Here is a 17,887-nt window from a genome sequence, read left to right as displayed (position 1 = left end):
GCGAACTTCCCTCTCGATACCAGCTGCTCGCCGCCGGGTCCCAGTCGCTGACGTCATCGCCACTTCCCGAATCTCGCAAGATCAGGCATCCGTGCTCGATTTTCGCCAGGAATGCAACTACTGGGCTGTTAGCTACCATTCCTTCGTGCTCCTTTCTTGGAAAAGTTGCGATACGACCCCACCCTGCCTCCTGGCGCAGGGCAGGCAGTGAGGATACGCCGTCTGAGGAGATCCGGGAGGGACGAGGCTGGACGGCGGCTGGTGATCTGGGATCCAATCGCCGTGCTTGGTGCCGGGGGTCGTGGCGGGGCAGGTGTGGCAGCCGTGCGCATTTCCTGATTCATTGATCAGATCTCGAACGCCATCTGCTTCAATGTCACCGTTTTCTAGGGCTACTCCCGCTCGGGCATTCGGACCAGCGCCCAGCGTAAGATCGCACTTCTGGCCTGGCGTTGCATTGTGAACGAGTACCGGAGTCTCGCCCGCCAGCACATAGTACGTGTGGAGCTGGTCGACCGTCAGGTTGAAGGTGGTCTGCGGCGCTGTGTGGTAGTTGCGCACCGTCTGGACGACAACCGTTGAACCGTCGGCCGCTCGAAGCTGGTCGCCCTGGTGCAGGTCGGCTGCGTCGGTCCACTTCTGGGTGGTGCCATCCCAGTAGGGGTGGTGCTGGGTCGAGGTTATGGCGATCAGGCGGGATGGGGTGCCGGTTTCGGGGGACTTGGCCGTGGTGCTCACCAGGGTGAGGTCGGTGAAGTCCTTGTCATCCGGGGTGACGATGGTGTCCGTGATCGGCTCAGCGGTGGTGAGACCGCTCTGCGGGTCGGTCGCCGTGACCTTGTCGCCGACGGCGAGCTTGTCGATCGCCTTGGTTGCACCATTGGCCAGCAGGACTAGCGTGCCGGGGAGGAAACTGTTCGGGACCGGGCAATCACCGAATAGGGCCGAGCCATCGTCAGCGAGCGCCGGTACGAACTTCGACGCGAGTGGGCGCAGTAGAGTTCCCGCGCCCTCCCCGACCAATGCGCCGGCGGCGCCATCAGCCGCACCGCCCAGCAAGCTCTGGTGCTTGTTCTTGGGACTGAACTGGTTGTGCCAGGCTGCTCCCGCCGCACCAGCGGCCGCACCACACCCGGCCGCTCCGAGCGCGAGAGATGCACCACCGGTTTCCGGCGCTCCCAGTCCGGCTGCGCTCCAGCAACCCACGAAGGTCACACCGGAGGCCACGTCCGAGGCGATGGTTGCCTTGTGCTTGTTGACCCAACTCGCACCCGTGGAGATAGCGCTACCGATACGCCCCCAGAGGCTCGGGGTCTTGTGGCCTCCGCCGTTGCCCCCGCTGCCCGAACCGTTCCCGGAGGTGGTCGGCTGGCTGTCCACAACGGGCCGGTGCGTCAGGTAGTCAGCCGGTATGCCCGCTTGGCATGCCTGGTCACAGGCGCTGTCGCCGCGGTCGCCGCCGTTGAAGTCCGGCCCGTACTTCTTCCCCGAGGGGTCGGAGCTGCTGACCGGGTCATTGTTGCTGTAGGCGTAGCCGTTCCACTGCTGCGGGTCGGCGGTGTCGAGGAGTGGGTCGGGGTTGAGGAATCGGCCTGTGCTGGCCTGGTACTCGCGGGCTCCGAGGTTGGTCAGCTCCGTTGCCGTATCGGCGGTGCCCCCGACGAAGCCCTTGTCGCCGGCCCAGGCACTGGTGGGCGTGGCCTTGCCGCGGGTGTTGCCGAACGGATCGGTCATCCGCCGGGTCACGCTCTGGTTCGGGTCGGTGCCGATCTGCACACCGTTGGTGCCGTGCGGGTCGGCGGCGTCGACGAAGACCGTCCCGCCACCGACTGCGGCCGTGACGCGGGTCAGGCTCAACCCGCCGACCGCGGCGAGGGTGCGCACATCGGACAGCGACTTGGTGTTGGTGTTGAGGGTGAGCTCGTCAGCGCCCAGGTTGATCGTGGTGCTGCCCGGGTCGCGGCGGATCAGCTGGTTGCCGTCCGCGTCGTAGAGGTACGACGTCGCCGCACCGGCCACGGTGGTGCTTGCGAGCCTGTTCTCCGCGTCCCAGGTCAGCGTCGCGCCGTTGGCGGCGTCCGGGAAGTTGGCGGTGTTGGCGTTCCACAGCGCGGACTTCGCCCCCGCCGAGTAGACGACGAGGTTTCCGTCGTCCTGCACCACCGCGTACGCACCGCTGTTGCCCCAGGTGACCGAGGACCACAACGGGCTGTGGTTGGCGTCGTAGACGACCAGGTTCCCGTCCGGCTGCATGGTCGCCCACGAACCCGGGTGGCCGTAGGAGTTGTTGTCCGCCCACAGCACGTTCCCGGTCCGCTTCGAGGTCAGGACCAGGTTCCCGTCCGTCTGCATCATCAGGGTGGCCGCGTTCGACGACACACTCTGACCGGCAGTCAGCGTCGTACCGGCCGGCATCACGAGGTTCCCGACCGGGTTGCTCACCTGTGTGGTGTTTCCGGCCTTGTCATAGGTGTCCGTGCTGGCTGCACTGGCTCCGGCACTGGTGCTGCGCTGACTGCTCTGCAGAGCGTGAGGGCCACCCGAACCGCTGTTGACCGTCCCGGCAGCGGGGAAGGTCTGCGTGGTCGTCAGGTCCTTGCTCAGGTCGCCCGTGACATCGTGCTGGACGAGCTTCGTACGGTTGCCCGTCTGGTCGTAACTGTAGGACTGCCAGTACGGTGCGGGTCCGCCCACGCTGGTCTTGCCCACACTGACCGCAGGGCCACCCACGTTGTTGCAACCGCCGATGCCGGGAACAGTGTTGGAGCTGCCGGTGCCGTGGACGGTGCCGGTGGAGTCGGTCCAGTCCGCCGTGGTGTTCGTACTGCCCGTGTCCGCCCACGCGTTGGTGAGGCGACCCAGCGGGTCGTAGGTGAAGCACTGCGTATCGGTCGCGTTCGCGTCCTGCACATCGGTCGCCGAGGTGACCATGCCGGCGGGGTTGTAGGTGTAGGAGGTCTGGTCGACCGACTTCGTACCGATCTGGCGGTCGACGAACGACTGGATCACCCGACCCGTCGACCAGTCGTACTGCTGGGTGGAGACGACCTGCACGCCGTAAGGGGAGACGGTGGTGCGCACCGGACGGGCCATCGCGTCGTACTGCATGTCCGAGATCACGGGGAGCCCCAGGCTCTTCGTGCCCTCCAGCAGCCCCGTGTCCGAGAACTTGTACCCCACCGTTTCGGCAGCCAGGCCGCCCATCGCCGGATACGACTGCGTTGCCAGCGTCCCCAGGATCGGCTCATAAGTGCTCGTGTCCGTGTAGGTACCGGCCAGTGCTCCCTCCGCTGACGGGATCGTGGTCGAGGTACCCAACGAGCGGTACGCGCTGTCGTAGCCGGTCACCGTCTCGGTGTACGCCGCACCCGAAGCACCGCCGACATAGCGGGTCGAGGAGGTCAACTGCCCCTTCGCCAGGGTGTCGTACGACCACGACGCGGCCTCGTTCGCCGGTGCCACACCACCGTTGTACATCCCTGTCTTACGACCCAACAGGTCGTAGGTGTATGCCAGGGTCGTGCCGCGCGCGTCCACGGTGTGGTCCACCCGTGAGTTCACGTCGTAGAACGTCTGCGAGGTGCCCGTGTCCGGGTCCGTCGCCGAGGTCTGCCGACCGTGCAGGTCGTACTGGTACGTCCAGGTGTTGCCCACCGCGTCGCTCCGCGTGGCCGGCTGCCCCGCTGCGGTGTAGGTGTACGAGGTCACCTCCGCGTCCGAGGCGTTCCCCGTCGGCGTGCTGCCGTGGTACTGCCACAGCGCCGTAGTTCGGCCACGCACATCGGTGAACGTACTGGTCGGCGCGGTTCCGCTCGGCGGCGTCACGTCGGTACGGTCCGTGCCCGGGTAGGCCGTCACCGTCGCCCACTGCAACTGCGCGTACGAGCGGAACTCGCTGCGCACCTTCCGGCCCTGGCCGTCGTAGCTGATCCAGGTCTCCGAGGGGATCTGGGAGTCGTTCTGCGCCGAGAAGATCGACGCACCCGGCGGACTCTGGGTCTCGTAGTACGGATCCGAGGTCTTGGTCACCCAACCGTGCGAGTCGTACACCTTGTCGGTGATCAACGCGCCCGCCGTCAACGCCGTGCTCTGCGCCTGAGTCTGGCGCAGCCGCCCCAGACCGTCGTACAGATCGGTCTGGCTCAGGTAATCGACGTCATTCGATTCGAGCTTCAGCGTGGTCACCACCGACGGACCGGTCAGACCGTTGACCGCGTACGAGTACTTCTCGTTCGGGTTCTGTCCGGTCGTCCGCCCCGGCAGCCAGACCGCGGTCAACCGCCCCAGCGCGTCGTACGCCTCGGAGGTCTTGTTGCCGTTCACGTCCGTGCTGGTCAGTGGCAGGCCCCGGCCCGGGTCCTGTGTGGTGGTCGTGGTCCAGCCGGCGCCCATCGGACCGGTGACGCTGGTGCCGGTGGGGATCGCTCCGGTGGCCGGAGTGAAGGCGGTGGTCGTCGTGGCCGGAGCCGCCACGCTAGGACCGGACAGCTGGTTACCCGAACCGTCGTACGTAGAACCGTCGGTCTCCGCCGCGGTCAGCGGTCGACCGTAGGCATCGACGGTGATGCTGCCCTTCTTCACGAAGACCGGGTTGCCGTTACCGTCGTAGTGGTCCAGGACCTGGGTGCTGGTCGGGTCACCTGCCGCACCCAGCTGTCCGAACGGCTGGCCGTCGTAGAGCGTCCGATTGTCGGACACCGTGTTCGCGGCCGTCGCCACGGCGCCGCACGGGCCGCTCACCACCTTCAGCTCGGACACCGAGTCGAGCATCATGGCGTTGCCACCCGACGCATAGCTGGTGGTGCTGCAGAGCTCCGGCGTGGTGGCGGTACCGTCACCCTGGTCATCGACCTGCAGGGTGCGGTTCCCGTGCGCCGGGTCGCTCGTGGTCACCTTCGTCGTGGTGCGTGGTGAGCCGTCGGCGCGCTTGGCCAGCGTCTTCGCGGTCGACTGGGTGGCGGCGTAGCGGGCGACCAGGTCCGGCATGCCACCGGACTGCTTGTGCGTCGAGGTGACCTGCTGCCCGTTGGTGGTGCCCGAGGTGGTCAGGACGACGTTGCCGCCGGCCTGGTCGAACGTCTGCGAAGCCAGTACCTGACCTGCGAGCCAGTTGCTGTCGGTGACGCTTGAGCCGTCCAACGGGTTGGTCACCGTGATCGAGCGGGACGTACCGTCGGACTGGATGTCCCCGTCCATGCCGCGCAGGTAGGTCACCGTGCTCTGGGTCCTGGGCGCCTCGCCCCCGTACCCGCTGCCCGTCGTGGTCGTCACCGACTGGTAGCCGCGGAAGTTGTCCCAGGTGCGTGTCTTGGGATCGGTGAACTCGGCATCGTTGCGGTGCCAGGCCGCATCGCCGTTGTAGGTGTAGTGGGTAGCCTTGACAAGCCCCTGACCGGTGACCGCGTCCTGCTCGTTGATGTCGGTGACCAGCGGCTTGTTGAACCAGTCGAGCACCGGATCCGGTGAGGACGAGCCCGGCAGATACCACTTCACCGGCATGCACGGCAGCTTGTTGCCGGCCTCGGGGCCCGGCATCGGACCGTTGAGGCGCGAGCACGTGGGGTTCGAGTAGACCACGCTGATCTGACCACCGGTCTCCGTGGTGATCATCTGGATCCGCGGCCGGTTGAAGATCGGCGCCGCCGGCACCAGACCGTCGACCCGGTTCGGCATCTCCTTCGCCGTGAACGTCACCGGCGGCAGCGTCACGCCCGGCTGTCCGTCACTGCCCGTGCGCTGGACCGAGGCCAACCACAGGGCAGGCTTGGTTCCATCACCCGGATCCGGGAACGACTGGGTCAGCGCCCAGGTGTCCACCGTCACCGGCGCCGAGTTCACGTACACGACCGTCGAGATGCCGGTCAGTCGCTTCGTCGAGAAGAAGGTAGGGCTTGTCACCGTGCACGGGGCCGAGGCATCACAGGCCTGGTCCAGCGGTACATCCGGCCAGAACGTCGCATTGGCCTTCGTCCGCTGCGATGGGTCACAGGTGATCGACCCCGACGGCAGGCACCGCTCGGCCGTGTTGAAGACGACCTTCGCGGCCGGGTTCAGCGAACCGTGCGCCGCTACCTGCTCTGGCAGCCGCTGACCGTAGGAGATCTGCGTCGGGTACCCGCCACGGACGTATGAGGTCAGCGTCCCGTTGCCGTTGTTCTGGCCGGCGCCCAGGCTGTAGGAGTTCGCCTCCGTCGCATACGCGTACGCGATCAGGTTCTGGTGCGTGTCGACCACGTAGTCCAAGTTCCAGCGCCACCCCATCGTGCACCACGAAGCCTGACCGGCACTGGAGTTGCACGGATCGCCGCCGTTCGGCGAGAACACCGGCTCGCCCCACGCGGAGTTCGACGCCGGATCGGAACCGTCGCCGCCTGGCAGGTGGTTCTGCCCGAAGTAGTACTGCGTCCCGTCCGGGGTCGTCACCCGCCAGTACTCACCGTTGTTCAGTCCGTTCGGAGCTCCGGTCAGCTGCTCCACCTTGGAGCCGTCATCGCCCTGCAGGTGCCACGCTCCCGAGGCGTCGTCACGTACCAGCGCCCCGGAGTGCCCCGCGAGCGACAGCATCGCGTTCTGGCCACCCCAGCACAGGTCACCGCTGCCGGTGATCCCGTCCGTGCCACAGCCCTTGTACGAACGTTCGATGAACCCCGGCTGGTAGTCCCACCCGTCACCGATCCACGACGCCTGCGCGTTCGTCGCCGACGTCTTCCCGTCCACTGCGGACGAGTCGTACGAGAGCCCCACCGTGGGGGTCAGCCCACCAAGTCCAGCGGGCAACTGGATCGGATACGAGTAGGTGAAGTTGCCGACATTCGACCCGGCCGCCCAAGCGGCGGAGGGCGACAGCGGGGTGGCCGCGTAGTTACCACCCGATCCCGACGCGCCCGCCACTGCCGCCAGCACCATCGGCGCCGCGGCAGCGCTCGAAGCCTGCACCGTGCCGGTGCGGTATGAGCTTTGCACCGCACCGGTGGCAGGCTTGGTCGCAGACCCGGTCGGCAGCGCGATGTCCGCCGACACCTGACCGGACGGGACGTCCGAACTCGTCGTGACCGGCGTCTGCTTACGGCACTCCGCCGCCGCCGGCGTGGTCAAGGCACAGGCAGGCAGTGCCACCAGGCTCGTCCGGTCCGCCGCAAGGCCTTGCCCTTGAAGAGCCTTGAGGTCAAGCGCGACCTTCACGGCACCCGAAGAAGCGCCTGACGTCACATCGGTCAGTGCGACCAGCGGGCCGGTTACGCCCGCGGCCTTGCCTGCGGCCTCATCCGTGACCTGGACCTTCACCGAAGTGGTCACTGCGCCACCGTCCTTGGGCGCAACGGCCACCGGCAGCTGACCCGCCTGCACCAGCGTCGAGCCGCCCGAGGCGGGCGAGCCGCCCCCCGTGGCCGCACGCGCCGCACGCGCCTCCGCCGAATCGGCACCCACGGTCACCGTCGCCGAACCAGTCGGCGCCGGAGTGGACTTGTCAGGGGTCCACTCCGGTGGCACGGGCGAGGAAGGTGTCTGCTTCAACGGCGTGACCTTGAGCTGGCCGCCCTTCACCGCCTTGGTGCCACTTCCCAACGGCGTCTGCGGTGGCACCCAGACCTTCGCGGGGTCCGACCCGCTCGCGGCCAGCGCGGAGGCCGGCAGACCGACCATCATCGCCAGTACGACCGCGAGGGTCGCCACCAGGCCTACCGCACGATGTCTGGCCCACGAACGGTCATTGACATGGCTTTGGGCACGCCAAGCCCCCACAGCTACTCCCCAAGGCTGCCGAACACACGAATGTCGCACAAAGGTGCGATGATCGCGGCCGACACTACGCATACTGTCCGTAGCCACGCCAGAGCGAACAGCTCACTACATGTGGTGTTTATGAAATCTTTACCTCGCGCGCGGAACCCAAATCGGACAAGGCGGTACAAGCCCTCGTTTCCGCTTGACCACCCCCTCTGGGATCACGGATCGTTCCCATGCGGTCGCCCACTGTCCGATGCGGGCGCCTCCGAGGGGACTCCTTTCATCCATGACTCACGCAGTGTCATCTCGTCCTGTGCTCAAATACTCACAAGTGATCACGCGTCCGATACGTCGCACCGCGACTGTTGCCGTCCTGTCCGCACTCTTTCTGAGTCCGCTCGTGGCGCCCGTCGCCCATGCCGCCGACCCGACGCCAACCGTGCTGACGGGGACGGCCAAAGCGATCCACGACGCGCGAGTCGCGGCCGCGAGTGCCGGTAAGCCTGTCCAGGTCGACGCGTTGACCACCGAGGCCGGAACCACGGTCGTCAACCCTGACGGCTCCCTGACGACAACTCAGAGTGCGCAGGCCACGCGGTTTCGGCAGAACGGCGCCTGGCGTGACATCGACACCACCCTGCAGCTGAACGCGGATGGGACGGTGAGCCCCAAGGCCTCGCCCGCCGCCGTGACCCTGTCCGGCGGCGGTACCGGAGCGATGGCCACGGTGGCCACGGCCGACGGCATGAAGCTGGTCACCGGTGCACCCTTCGCGCTGCCGGCGCCCGCACTGTCCGGCGACACCGCCACCTACACCAATGTGCTGCCCGACGTCGATCTCAAGCTCACGGCCACACCGCTGGGCGGGTGGCGTGACGTCCTCATCGTGCACACTGCTCAGGCCGCGGCCGATCCGGCCCTGAACACCATCCACTTCCCCCTTCAGGCAACCGGGTTGTCGACCTCGGTCGACAGCGCCGGCAACCTCTCCTTCACCGACGGCGGGGGAACTGTGCGCCTCAGCGCACCCACTGCCTTCCAGTGGGACTCCACCACCGCTGCTGCCCCCGCACACCCCGCCGCACGAACGGCCTCGTTCACCGCGGACACCCGCGGTATCCTCCCCGCAGCTGGGACGAGCAGTAGCGGGTCCACAGACCAGGCACCGGGTCCGGGTGCCAACGTCACGGCGATGAAGGTTGCCACCAGCACCGACGGTATCGACATCACCCCCGATCACTCGGCGCTCGGACAGGGCACCGGCCCGTGGTACCTGGACCCCGGCGTCCAGACCACCGGCTGGTCGCAGCAGTCCGTCCAGGTCCAGGAGTACTTCCCCAACACGAAGTACGCCGACAAGGTGCCGAATCTCGGCACCGGCTACTGCGGGTACTCCAGCGGGACCGATCCCTGCCCCGATACCAGCCACGGCCGCACCCGCGCCTACTTCCGGATCGCGGTCCCGCAGGAGCTCTACACCCAGCCGAGCGGCGCTCCCCAGCCGCCGACGGTCCTCAGCTCGACACTCGCCGAGAACGTGACCGGCGCCTCCGATCCCAGCACTGCCACCACATTCGGCCTCTGGTGGACTTCCGGGATCAGCAACGACACCACCTGGAAGAACCAGCCGTGCGGTGACGGCATGGCCAACTGCAACAAGGTCACCAACAACTCGACCCCGCTGACCGGCACCGGCCCGATCTCCTTCGACGTCACCAACGCGATGCAGCAACTCGCGGGCGGAAAGCACCCCGACTGGACCATCGCGATCATCCCGGACAACGAGAACGACCTGAACCAGCGCCACCGGATCGCCAACAATCCCAGCATCACCACCACGTACGATCTGGCACCCTCCATCTGGTGGCCGCGCAGCCGCTCGGGCACCGGCCAGGCCCCCGGGTGGGCCTCCAACAACAGCCACAACGACTGCTCGGACGGCGGCAATCCGGGCTGGTTCGGAGCCAACCAGAACGTCTCACTGAGCGTCTCCCGCTGGTCCCCCACGAACCAGCAGATGTCCACCAGCTTCAAGATCTGGGACGACACGGGTGGCGCCCAGTACCCGTCCGTCGGCTTCAACGGTTCCGAGGACAACACGGTCACCGTCAGCCAGGACTTCCTCAAGGACGGCCACACCTACGCCTGGTACGCCGGCGTCACCGACGGCACCCTGAACAGCAGCTACTCGACAGCCTGCTACTTCAAGATCGACATGACGCCGCCGAACGTCAGCATCAGCTCCAACGACTTCCCACCGTCCGGCTCGGCCGCAGCCCCTACCCACTACCAGGGCGACTCCGGCAGCTTCACACTGACCGGCAGCGATCCGGCGCCCTTCCCCGGTGGTCAGAGCTCGGGCGTGGTCTGCTTCATGTTCAGCGCCAGCTCCACGCCCACCAGCAACTGGAACTGCCAGAGCCCCGGCGCCGTCATGGCCGACTCGAGCGGCCACGCCAACGCTTCGTTCACTCCCGGCCAGTGGGGGACCAACTTCGTCTACGTGCAGGCGATGGACAACGCCGGCAACTACAGCCAGCCCGCCGCCTACAGCTTCTACGCCCCCTGGCGGATCGGCTCGCCCGCGGCCTTCGGCTCCATCACCTCCGACCAGAAGCCGAGCATCCTGCTGCCCGACAACGCCGGGAACCTTGAGGTCATCGACCCCGCCGCCGGCGACCCGACTCACGCGATCGCGGCCACCGCCGCCTCCGCCCCGGGCAACAACGGCATCAATCACTTCACCTGGAACGACTTTCAGGTCACGCACCGCGGCACCCTGGCCGGCGCCCAGCCGATCGACCAGTTGATCGCGCACAACATCACTGACGTGAACGAGAAGAAGGTTCTCTACCTGCTCAACAACTCGGGCAACGGAACCTTCGTCGGTCAGCCGATGCACCTCACCCGGCCCCAACAGTGCGCCCTGACCCCTGGCGGCACCCCCGGCCCCTGCCCCAGTGACTACGCCCCGGACTGGTCCAATGTCACCCAAGTGGTCGCCATCGGGACCCCTGAGGGCGAGGCGACCAAGCCGATCCCCGGCCAGCCGAGCAACATCATGACGCTCACCTCGCTCCTGGGCGTCGAGGACGGCAGGCTATGGCTTTTCCGTCCCTCGCCGACCACACCCGATGATCTCGACACCGTTGCCCAGCTCATCCCCAACACCGGTAACGCGAGCTGGAACAACTACCAGATCATCGCCCCCGGCCCGGCCAACGGCACCACCACCGACAGCAATGGCATCACCCACAAGCAGGCGACCGTGTGGGCCCGCTGCTACGACGGCACGATCCACCAGTACCCCATCATCTGGAACAACACCACCAACAGCCCCGACTACACCGCACTCCAGGACCCGGGCAGCGGATACATCCCCGGCAGCGGAGGCATCACCCAGACCGCCTATCCCCTGGTGGGCTCCTCCGGCGATCTCAACAACGACGGCATCCCGGACCTCTGGGCCGTCAACAGCAACAAGCACCTGACCGCCTTCTCCGGCGCCGCGAACTCCGCCGGCGTGTTCACCAGCTTCGCCGGCCAGGTCAACGACCTGGGAAGCGTGACCACCACGATCAACACGACCCTCTCCGGTGGCACCATCCTGCACCCCGGTGACACCGCATATTCGGCCCACGCCAAGCTCGTCATGCAGTTGGACGGCAACCTGGTGCTCTACTCACTCAACACCGGTGCCGCCCTGTGGTCCAGCTCCACCTTCTACCAGGGCGCCTGGGCCGCCATGCAGACCGACGGCAACCTCGTCATCTACAAGCCCAAGACCGACAGCACCGGCAAGCCGATCTACCCGATCCCTGGTGCCGTGGGCGACTCCATCTGGAGCTCCGGCACCAACTTCAACAACGGCGCCCACGCTGTCGTCCAGGACGACTGCAACTTCGTCATCTACAGCGCCAACGGCCCGGCGATCTGGAGCACGAAGACGCAGAACACCAACCCCTGATGCCGCAACGGCCGACAACCTAGCCGGCCCGCCCCCGTTGCCCGCTCCGCCTCCGGCGGGGTGGGCAACGGGATTTTCAGACCTCGGCGTTACGGCAGGGTCAGCACGAACGCCGCACCAGGGTCGCTGTTCTGACGGAGCGTCAGTGAGCCGCCGTGGGCTGCGGCGATGGCGTGGGCGATGGCGAGGCCGAGGCCGGTGGTGCCGGTGGTGCGGGAGCGGGTGTGGTCGCCGCGGACGAAGCGGTCGAAGATGTGGGGGGCGAGGTCAGGGGGGATGCCGGGGCCGTTGTCGGTGACGGTGAGGCGGTGGCCGGTGAGTTGGAGGGTGACGGTGGTGCCCGGCGGGGTGTGGCGGTGGGCGTTGGCGAGGAGGTTGGCGAGGACCTGGCGCAGGCGGTCCTCGTCGCCGGTGGCGAGGACGGGCTCGGCGGGCAGGTCCAGGCGCCAGTGGTGGGTGGGGGCGGCGGCGCGGGCGTCGTCGGTGCAGTCCAGGGCGAGGCGGGTGAGGTCGACCTCGGCGGCGGCGAGGGGGCGGCCGGCGTCCAGGCGGGCGAGCAGCAGCAGGTCGTCGACGATGGCGCCCATCCGGCGGGCCTCGGCTTCGACGCGTTCCAGCGCGTGGCGCACGGGTGGGGCCATCGGGTCGGGGTGGCGCAGGGCCAGTTCGGCGTGGCCGCGCACGGTGGCGACGGGGGTGCGCAGTTCGTGGCCGGCGTCGGCGGCGAAGGAGCGCAGGCGGTCCTCGACGGCGTGGCGCTGGGCGAGGGCGTCCTCGACGTGGCCGAGCATCCGGTTGAGGGCCAGGCCCACCCGGCCGGTCTCGGTGGCGGGGTCGGCGGCGGTGCTGGGCACGCGTTCGGAGAGCACCACCTCGCCACGGGCCAGCGGGAGCGCGCTCACCCGTTCGGCGGTCACCGCGATCCGGTCCAGTGGGCGCAGTGCCAGGCGCAGCCAGAGCGCGCCGGCCAGTCCGGCGACGCCGAGCGCGACGGCGAAGACGGTGGCCTCGACCAGGATCGCCTGGTGCACGGTGTCGGTCAGCGGGCGCAGCGGCAGGCCGGTGATGAGCACGTCGCCGTCCTGGCCGGCCACCGCGCGGACCCGGTAGGAGTCGAGGTTGGCCAGGTCGACGGTGCGGGCGGGGCCGGCGACCGGCAGGGCGGCCAGGGTGCGCTGGTCGGTGGGGCTGAGTTTGACCAGGTCGTCGGTGTCGGCGGGGATGGTGCCGGCCTCGACGCCGGCGTCGTCCGCATCGCCGTCCACCACGCCGGCGGCGGTGACGCTGCCGTGCAGCAGGCGGGCGCCGAAGGTGCCGGGGGCCTGGGCGCGGGTGTCGCGCCGGTCGATCGGGTGGCCGGCGGTTCCGGCGCCGTGTTCGAGGCTGGCGGCGTAGCGGCCGCCGGTGTCGGAGAGCTGCTGGTCGAGCCGGACCAGCAGGTAGTGCTGGAGCGCGGTGGTGACGGCCAGGCCGACCCCGGCGAAGATCACCAGCAGCAGCGCGACCAGCCCCGCGATCAGCCGCGCCCGCAGGGTCCGCGGGCGCAGCGAGGACGGGCGCAGCGGAGACGGGCGCAGCCGCTGGGTCGGGCGGCTCACGGCGCGGCGGTGACGGCGGGCTTGAGCAGGTAGCCGACCCCGCGGACGGTGTGGATCATCGACGGCCGCCCGGCGTCGATCTTCTTGCGCAGGTAGCTGATGTACAGCTCCACCACGTGCGCCCGGCCGCCGAAGTCGTAGGACCAGACGGCGTCCAGCAGCTGGGCCTTGCTCAGCACCTGGCGCGGGTGGCTCATCAGGTAGCGCAGCAGCGCGAATTCGGTGGGGCTGAGGTCGATCAGGTCGCCGGCCCGGGTCACCTCGCGGGCCGACTCGACCAGCACCAGGTCCCCCACCACCAGCGCGTCCGACGGCGGCGCGACGGGGGCGGGCTCGGCCCGGCGCAGCAGGCCGCGCAGCCGGACGACCACCTCGGCCAGGCTGAACGGCTTGGTCACGTAGTCGTCGCCGCCGGCCGTGATGCCCGCGATCCGGTCCTCGACGGCGTCCCGCGCGGTAAGGAAGAGCACCCGGACCTCGGGGCGCTCGGCGTGGATCCGGGCGAGCACTGCCAAGCCGTCCAGGTCGGGCAGCATCATGTCGAGCACGACGGCGTCGGGGGCCCAGTCGAGCGCGGTGGCGACGGCCTGCTCGCCGGTCGCGGCGCCGCGCGCCTGCCAGCCCTCGTAACGCAGCGCGCCGCACAGGACCTCGATCAGATCGGGTTCGTCGTCGACAACCAGGATGCGGCGTGGGGTCATGAGGTCGTGGGGTCCGTTCGAGCGCGACAGGGAAACGGGCATCCCCATTGTCGGGGAACGGGCCCAGTCTGCGGGGTCCCGATGAGAAGACGGTGAGATGTCTCGGTTGGGCAAACAGCTCTGACCTGCGCAAACGTCCCGAGAGGCGGTCGAGACGGTTCGCGATCAGAGAGAATTGAGAGCTTTTCCTGGCACTGTGGCGAAGCCCGTACCGCGAGGAGAACAGCTTGTGAGCACCGCCACCCACCGCCGCGCCCGGCAGGCCGCGCCCACTCCGGACCGGCCGCGCGAGCTGCCGGGAGTGGACCTCGCGCTGGCGAACCTCCCGGCCCTGGTGCCGGCGCTGATCGCGGCGGGCGCGCTGGGCATCCTGGCGCTCTGGTGGCGGGACACCTACGCGGTGACCGGGGCCGACCAGTGGCTGACCGGCGCGGCGCGGATCACCGGACTGCTGGCGGGGTACGCGGCGCCGGTGCTGCTCCTGCTGATGGCCCGGATCCCGGTGCTGGAGCGCGAGGTGGGCGCCGACCGGCTGGCCCGCTGGCACGCCCTGGGCGGCCGGTACCTGGTGGGGCTGGTCACCGCGCACGTGCTGACGGTGACCTGGGGCTACGCGCTGACGGCGCACCGCGGCGTGCTGCCGGAGGGCGTCCAACTGGTCTTCCACTACCCGGAGATGCTCAAGGCCACCATCGGCACCCTGCTGATGCTGGGCACCGGTGCGGTCTCGGCGCGGGCGGCGCGCCGGCGGCTGAGCTACGAGGCCTGGTACTACCTGCACCTGGCGACCTACCTGGCGATCGCGCTGGCCTTCGCGCACCAGTTGGCCAACGGCGCCGACCTGGCCGAGGGCGTGGGGCTGCTCGGCTGGTGGGCGCTCTACCTGGGGTCCTTCGCGCTGCTGGGCTGGTTCCGGCTGGTGGTGCCGGTCCTGCGCGACCGGCGGCACCGGCTGCGGGTCGCCGAGGTGCGGCCGGAGGCGCCCGGCGTGGTGTCGGTCTTCCTGACCGGCGAGCGGCTGGACGAACTGCGGTGCCGGCCGGGCCAGTTCTTCCGGCTCCAGTTCCTGGCGCCGGGGCTGCGCTGGGCGGCCAACCCGTATTCGCTCTCCGCGCCGCCGCACCCGCGCTTCCTGCGGTTCACCGTGAAGGACCTCGGCGGGCACAGTGCGGCGGTGGCCGCGCTGCAGCCGGGCGTACGGGTGCGCACCGAGGGCCCGTACGGCGCGTTCACGGCGCGCCGCGGCGGCGCACGCCGGGTGCTGTTGATAGCGGCGGGCGTCGGGATCACCCCAGTCCGGACGCTCTTCGAGACGGTGCCGGCCCGCCCTGGCGAGCTGACCCTGCTCTATCGGGCGCGGCGGGCCGAGGAGCTGATCTTCCGCGAGGAGTTGGAGGAGATCGTGGCCCGGCGCCGGGCCCGGCTGACGTTCCTGCTCGGCAGCCGGGCGGAGCTGGACGATCCGTTCACGGCGGACCGGTTGAAACGGACGGTGCCGCAGCTGGCCGGGCACGAGGTCTACGTCTGCGGGCCGGACGGGTTCACCGCCGCGACGATCCAGGAGCTGCGGGCGGCAGGGGTGCCGCGCCACCGGATCCACCACGAGTCATTCGTCTTCTGACTCCCCCGAATCCCCCGCACCCCCCGCACCCCCCGCACCCCCTGAACCCGCTGAGTCCTGCTGAGTCCTGCTGAGTCCTGCTGAAGGAGCACCGGCTGATGCGCCGAACCATCGTCACCACCGCGGCCACGGCGGCCGGGGTCGTGCTGCTGCTCTCGCTCAAGCCGCACGGGAGTTCGTCGGCCGGGAGCGCTCCGGTGATCTCCTCGGACACCGGAGCGACAGTCGCCACCGACCAGCCGTCGGGCAGTGGGACGTCGACCGGTCCGACTTCCGGCGCGAGCGCTGCCGCGAGCGCTCCTGCGAGCGCTGCCGCGAAGGCCACCACGAAGACCGTCACCGGCAGCGCCATCGACACCCGCTACGGCCCGGTCCAGGTCAGGATCACCCTCACCGACGGCAAGCTCAACAAGGTCGACGTCCTGCAGTACCCCTCCGACACCAACCGCGACGAGGAGATCAACACCTACGCGCTGCCCCAGCTGAACCAGGAGGCCGTGGCCGCCGGCAGCGCCCGGATCGACTCGGTCTCCGGCGCCACCTACACCAGCGAGGGCTACACCCGCTCGCTGCAGAGCGCGCTCGACCAGGCCGGCGCGCACTGATGCTGCGGCACGCCGAGGCGGCGATGGGCACGGTCTTCTCCTTCGCGGTGCGCGACGGCGAACCGGGACGGCCCGGCATCCTGGGGCCCGCGCTCGCCGAGCTGCACCGCCTGGACGCGCTCTTCTCCCCCTACCTGCCGCAGAGCCAGCTCAGCCGGCTGGCCCGCGGCGAGCTGACCGTCGCCCAGTGCGACCCGCTGGTCGGCGAGGCGCTGGAGCACTGCGCGGCGGTCGCGGCCGAGACCGGCGGCTGGTTCACCGTGCGACCGGGCGGGCGGCTCGACCCCTCCGGCTGGGTGAAGGGCTGGGCCATCGAACGGGCCTCCGACCTGCTGCTCGCGGCCGGCTACCGGCACCACAGCGTGACCGGCGGCGGCGATGTGCAGGCCAGCGGCGAGGCCGCGCCCGGGCAGCCGTGGCGGGTGGGCGTGGCCGACCCGGACCGTGCCGGGTTCCTGGCGGCCGTCCTGACGGCCGTCCTGACGGCCCGGGCCGACAGCGGCGAGCCCCCGGACGGCTTCGCCGTGGCCACCTCCGGCACCGCCGAGCGCGGCGAGCACATCGTGGACCCGACCAGCGGCGGCCCGGCCCGCGGCCTGCGCTCGCTGACCGTGATCGGCCCGCGCCTGGCCCGCACCGACGCCTACGCCACGGCGGCCTTCGCCATGGGCCCGCTGCGGGCGCTGGACTGGGTGACGGCCAAGCAGGGCTACGAGGCGCTGGCGGTGCTGCCCGACGGACGCCGGCTCGGCACCCCCGGCCTGGCCCGCCACCTGGTCGACCCGCAGAGCACCTGAGCAGCAGAGCACCTGAGCAGCAGAAGCACCTGGCCAGCAGAGCACCTGGGCAACCGAGCCGACACGCCGCCGCCCGCCGGATCAGTGCGCGGCCGCGCCCCGGGTGGCGACACTGGAGCGTGGACGAGAGCCGAAACGGCGCCCTGGGGACCAGGCTGAACTGGCTGCGCGCCGGAGTGCTCGGCGCCAACGACGGGATCGTGTCGACCGCCGGCCTGGTGGTCGGCGTCGCGGGGGCGACCTCCTCCTCCGACACCCTGCTGACCGCGGGCCTGGCCGGGCTGCTGGCGGGGTCGCTCTCGATGGCCTCCGGCGAGTACGTCTCGGTGAGCGCCCAGCGGGACTCCGAGCGGGCCGCGCTCGCCTATGAGGAGCGTGAGCTGGCCGAGCAGCCGGAGGAGGAACTCGACGAGCTGACCGGGCTGTTGATGGACCGCGGGCTGACTCCCGAGGTGGCCAGGGAGGTCGCCGAGCAACTCACCGCGCGGGACGCGCTGACCGCGCACGCCAGGGTGGAGCTGGGCATCGACCCCGAGCAGATCGTCAACCCCTGGCACGCGGCCTGGGCCAGCTTCCTGTCCTTCACGGTGGGCGCGCTGCTGCCGCTGCTGGCGATCGTGCTGCCGCCGGTGGCGTGGCGGGTGCCGGTGACGGTCCTGGCGGTGCTCTGCGCGCTGCTGCTCACCGGTTGGACGGGCGCCCGGCTCGGTGAGGCGCCGGTGCGGCCCTCGGTGCTGCGCAACGTGCTGGGCGGCGGCCTGGCGATGGCGGTGACCTATGCGGCCGGCGCGCTGCTGGGCGCGGCGGGGGTCTGAAGCCGCGCACCCGAGACCCCTCGCACCCGAACCCCCTCACGCCCGAGACCCCTCG

8 protein-coding genes are annotated in these 17,887 nt (G+C 69.6%); 5 read left to right on the top strand and 3 right to left on the bottom strand.

Going from position 1 to position 17,887, the window contains the following annotated elements; all coding sequences use genetic code 11:
- Positions 1-132: 132 nt before the first annotated feature.
- The gene (locus ACFZB9_RS14335; RefSeq protein WP_391446922.1) at positions 133-7,674 is read right to left on the bottom strand and encodes a polymorphic toxin-type HINT domain-containing protein; all 7,542 of its coding nucleotides are present in this window, start codon (positions 7,672-7,674) and stop codon (positions 133-135) included.
- 574 nt (positions 7,675-8,248) lie between these two features.
- Here ACFZB9_RS14335 and ACFZB9_RS14330 point away from each other — a divergent pair.
- A complete protein-coding gene (locus ACFZB9_RS14330; RefSeq protein ID WP_391446920.1) occupies positions 8,249-11,695 on the top strand; it encodes a hypothetical protein in 3,447 nt (1,148 codons plus the stop codon).
- An 89-nt stretch (positions 11,696-11,784) separates the two neighbouring features.
- Here ACFZB9_RS14330 and ACFZB9_RS14325 read toward each other — a convergent pair whose 3' ends face one another.
- Complete coding sequence (locus ACFZB9_RS14325; protein ID WP_391446918.1) at positions 11,785-13,293, bottom strand: ATP-binding protein; 1,509 nt, start codon at positions 13,291-13,293, stop codon at positions 11,785-11,787.
- Positions 13,290-14,042: a response regulator transcription factor gene (locus tag ACFZB9_RS14320; RefSeq protein WP_391446916.1), complete on the bottom strand. Its 753-nt coding sequence runs from the start codon at positions 14,040-14,042 to the stop codon at positions 13,290-13,292. The genes ACFZB9_RS14325 and ACFZB9_RS14320 overlap by 4 nt, the downstream gene beginning before the upstream one ends.
- Positions 14,043-14,223: 181 nt before the next feature.
- Here ACFZB9_RS14320 and ACFZB9_RS14315 point away from each other — a divergent pair, with 181 nt between their 5' ends.
- From ACFZB9_RS14315 to ACFZB9_RS14300, 4 genes are all read left to right on the top strand, one after another.
- Entirely contained in the window at positions 14,224-15,615 is a 1,392-nt protein-coding gene (locus ACFZB9_RS14315) for a ferric reductase-like transmembrane domain-containing protein (protein WP_391446914.1), read from the top strand.
- Positions 15,616-15,713: 98 nt separating this feature from the next.
- Positions 15,714-16,220: an FMN-binding protein gene (locus ACFZB9_RS14310; protein ID WP_391446912.1), complete on the top strand. Its 507-nt coding sequence runs from the start codon at positions 15,714-15,716 to the stop codon at positions 16,218-16,220.
- On the top strand, positions 16,220-17,017 hold the full coding sequence (locus tag ACFZB9_RS14305) for an FAD:protein FMN transferase (protein ID WP_391446910.1): 798 nt from the start codon (positions 16,220-16,222) through the stop codon (positions 17,015-17,017). Before ACFZB9_RS14310 ends, ACFZB9_RS14305 begins: the two co-directional genes overlap by 1 nt.
- 119 nt (positions 17,018-17,136) lie before the next feature.
- Positions 17,137-17,832 (top strand): VIT family protein, encoded by a 696-nt coding sequence (locus ACFZB9_RS14300; RefSeq protein WP_391446908.1) that lies wholly within the window; start codon positions 17,137-17,139, stop codon positions 17,830-17,832.
- Positions 17,833-17,887: the final 55 nt, after the last annotated feature.

It is taken from the genome of Kitasatospora sp. NPDC008050 (genome assembly GCF_042957465.1).
Classification (GTDB): domain Bacteria; phylum Actinomycetota; class Actinomycetes; order Streptomycetales; family Streptomycetaceae; genus Kitasatospora.
This window is presented reverse-complemented; position numbering and strand designations above follow the sequence as displayed.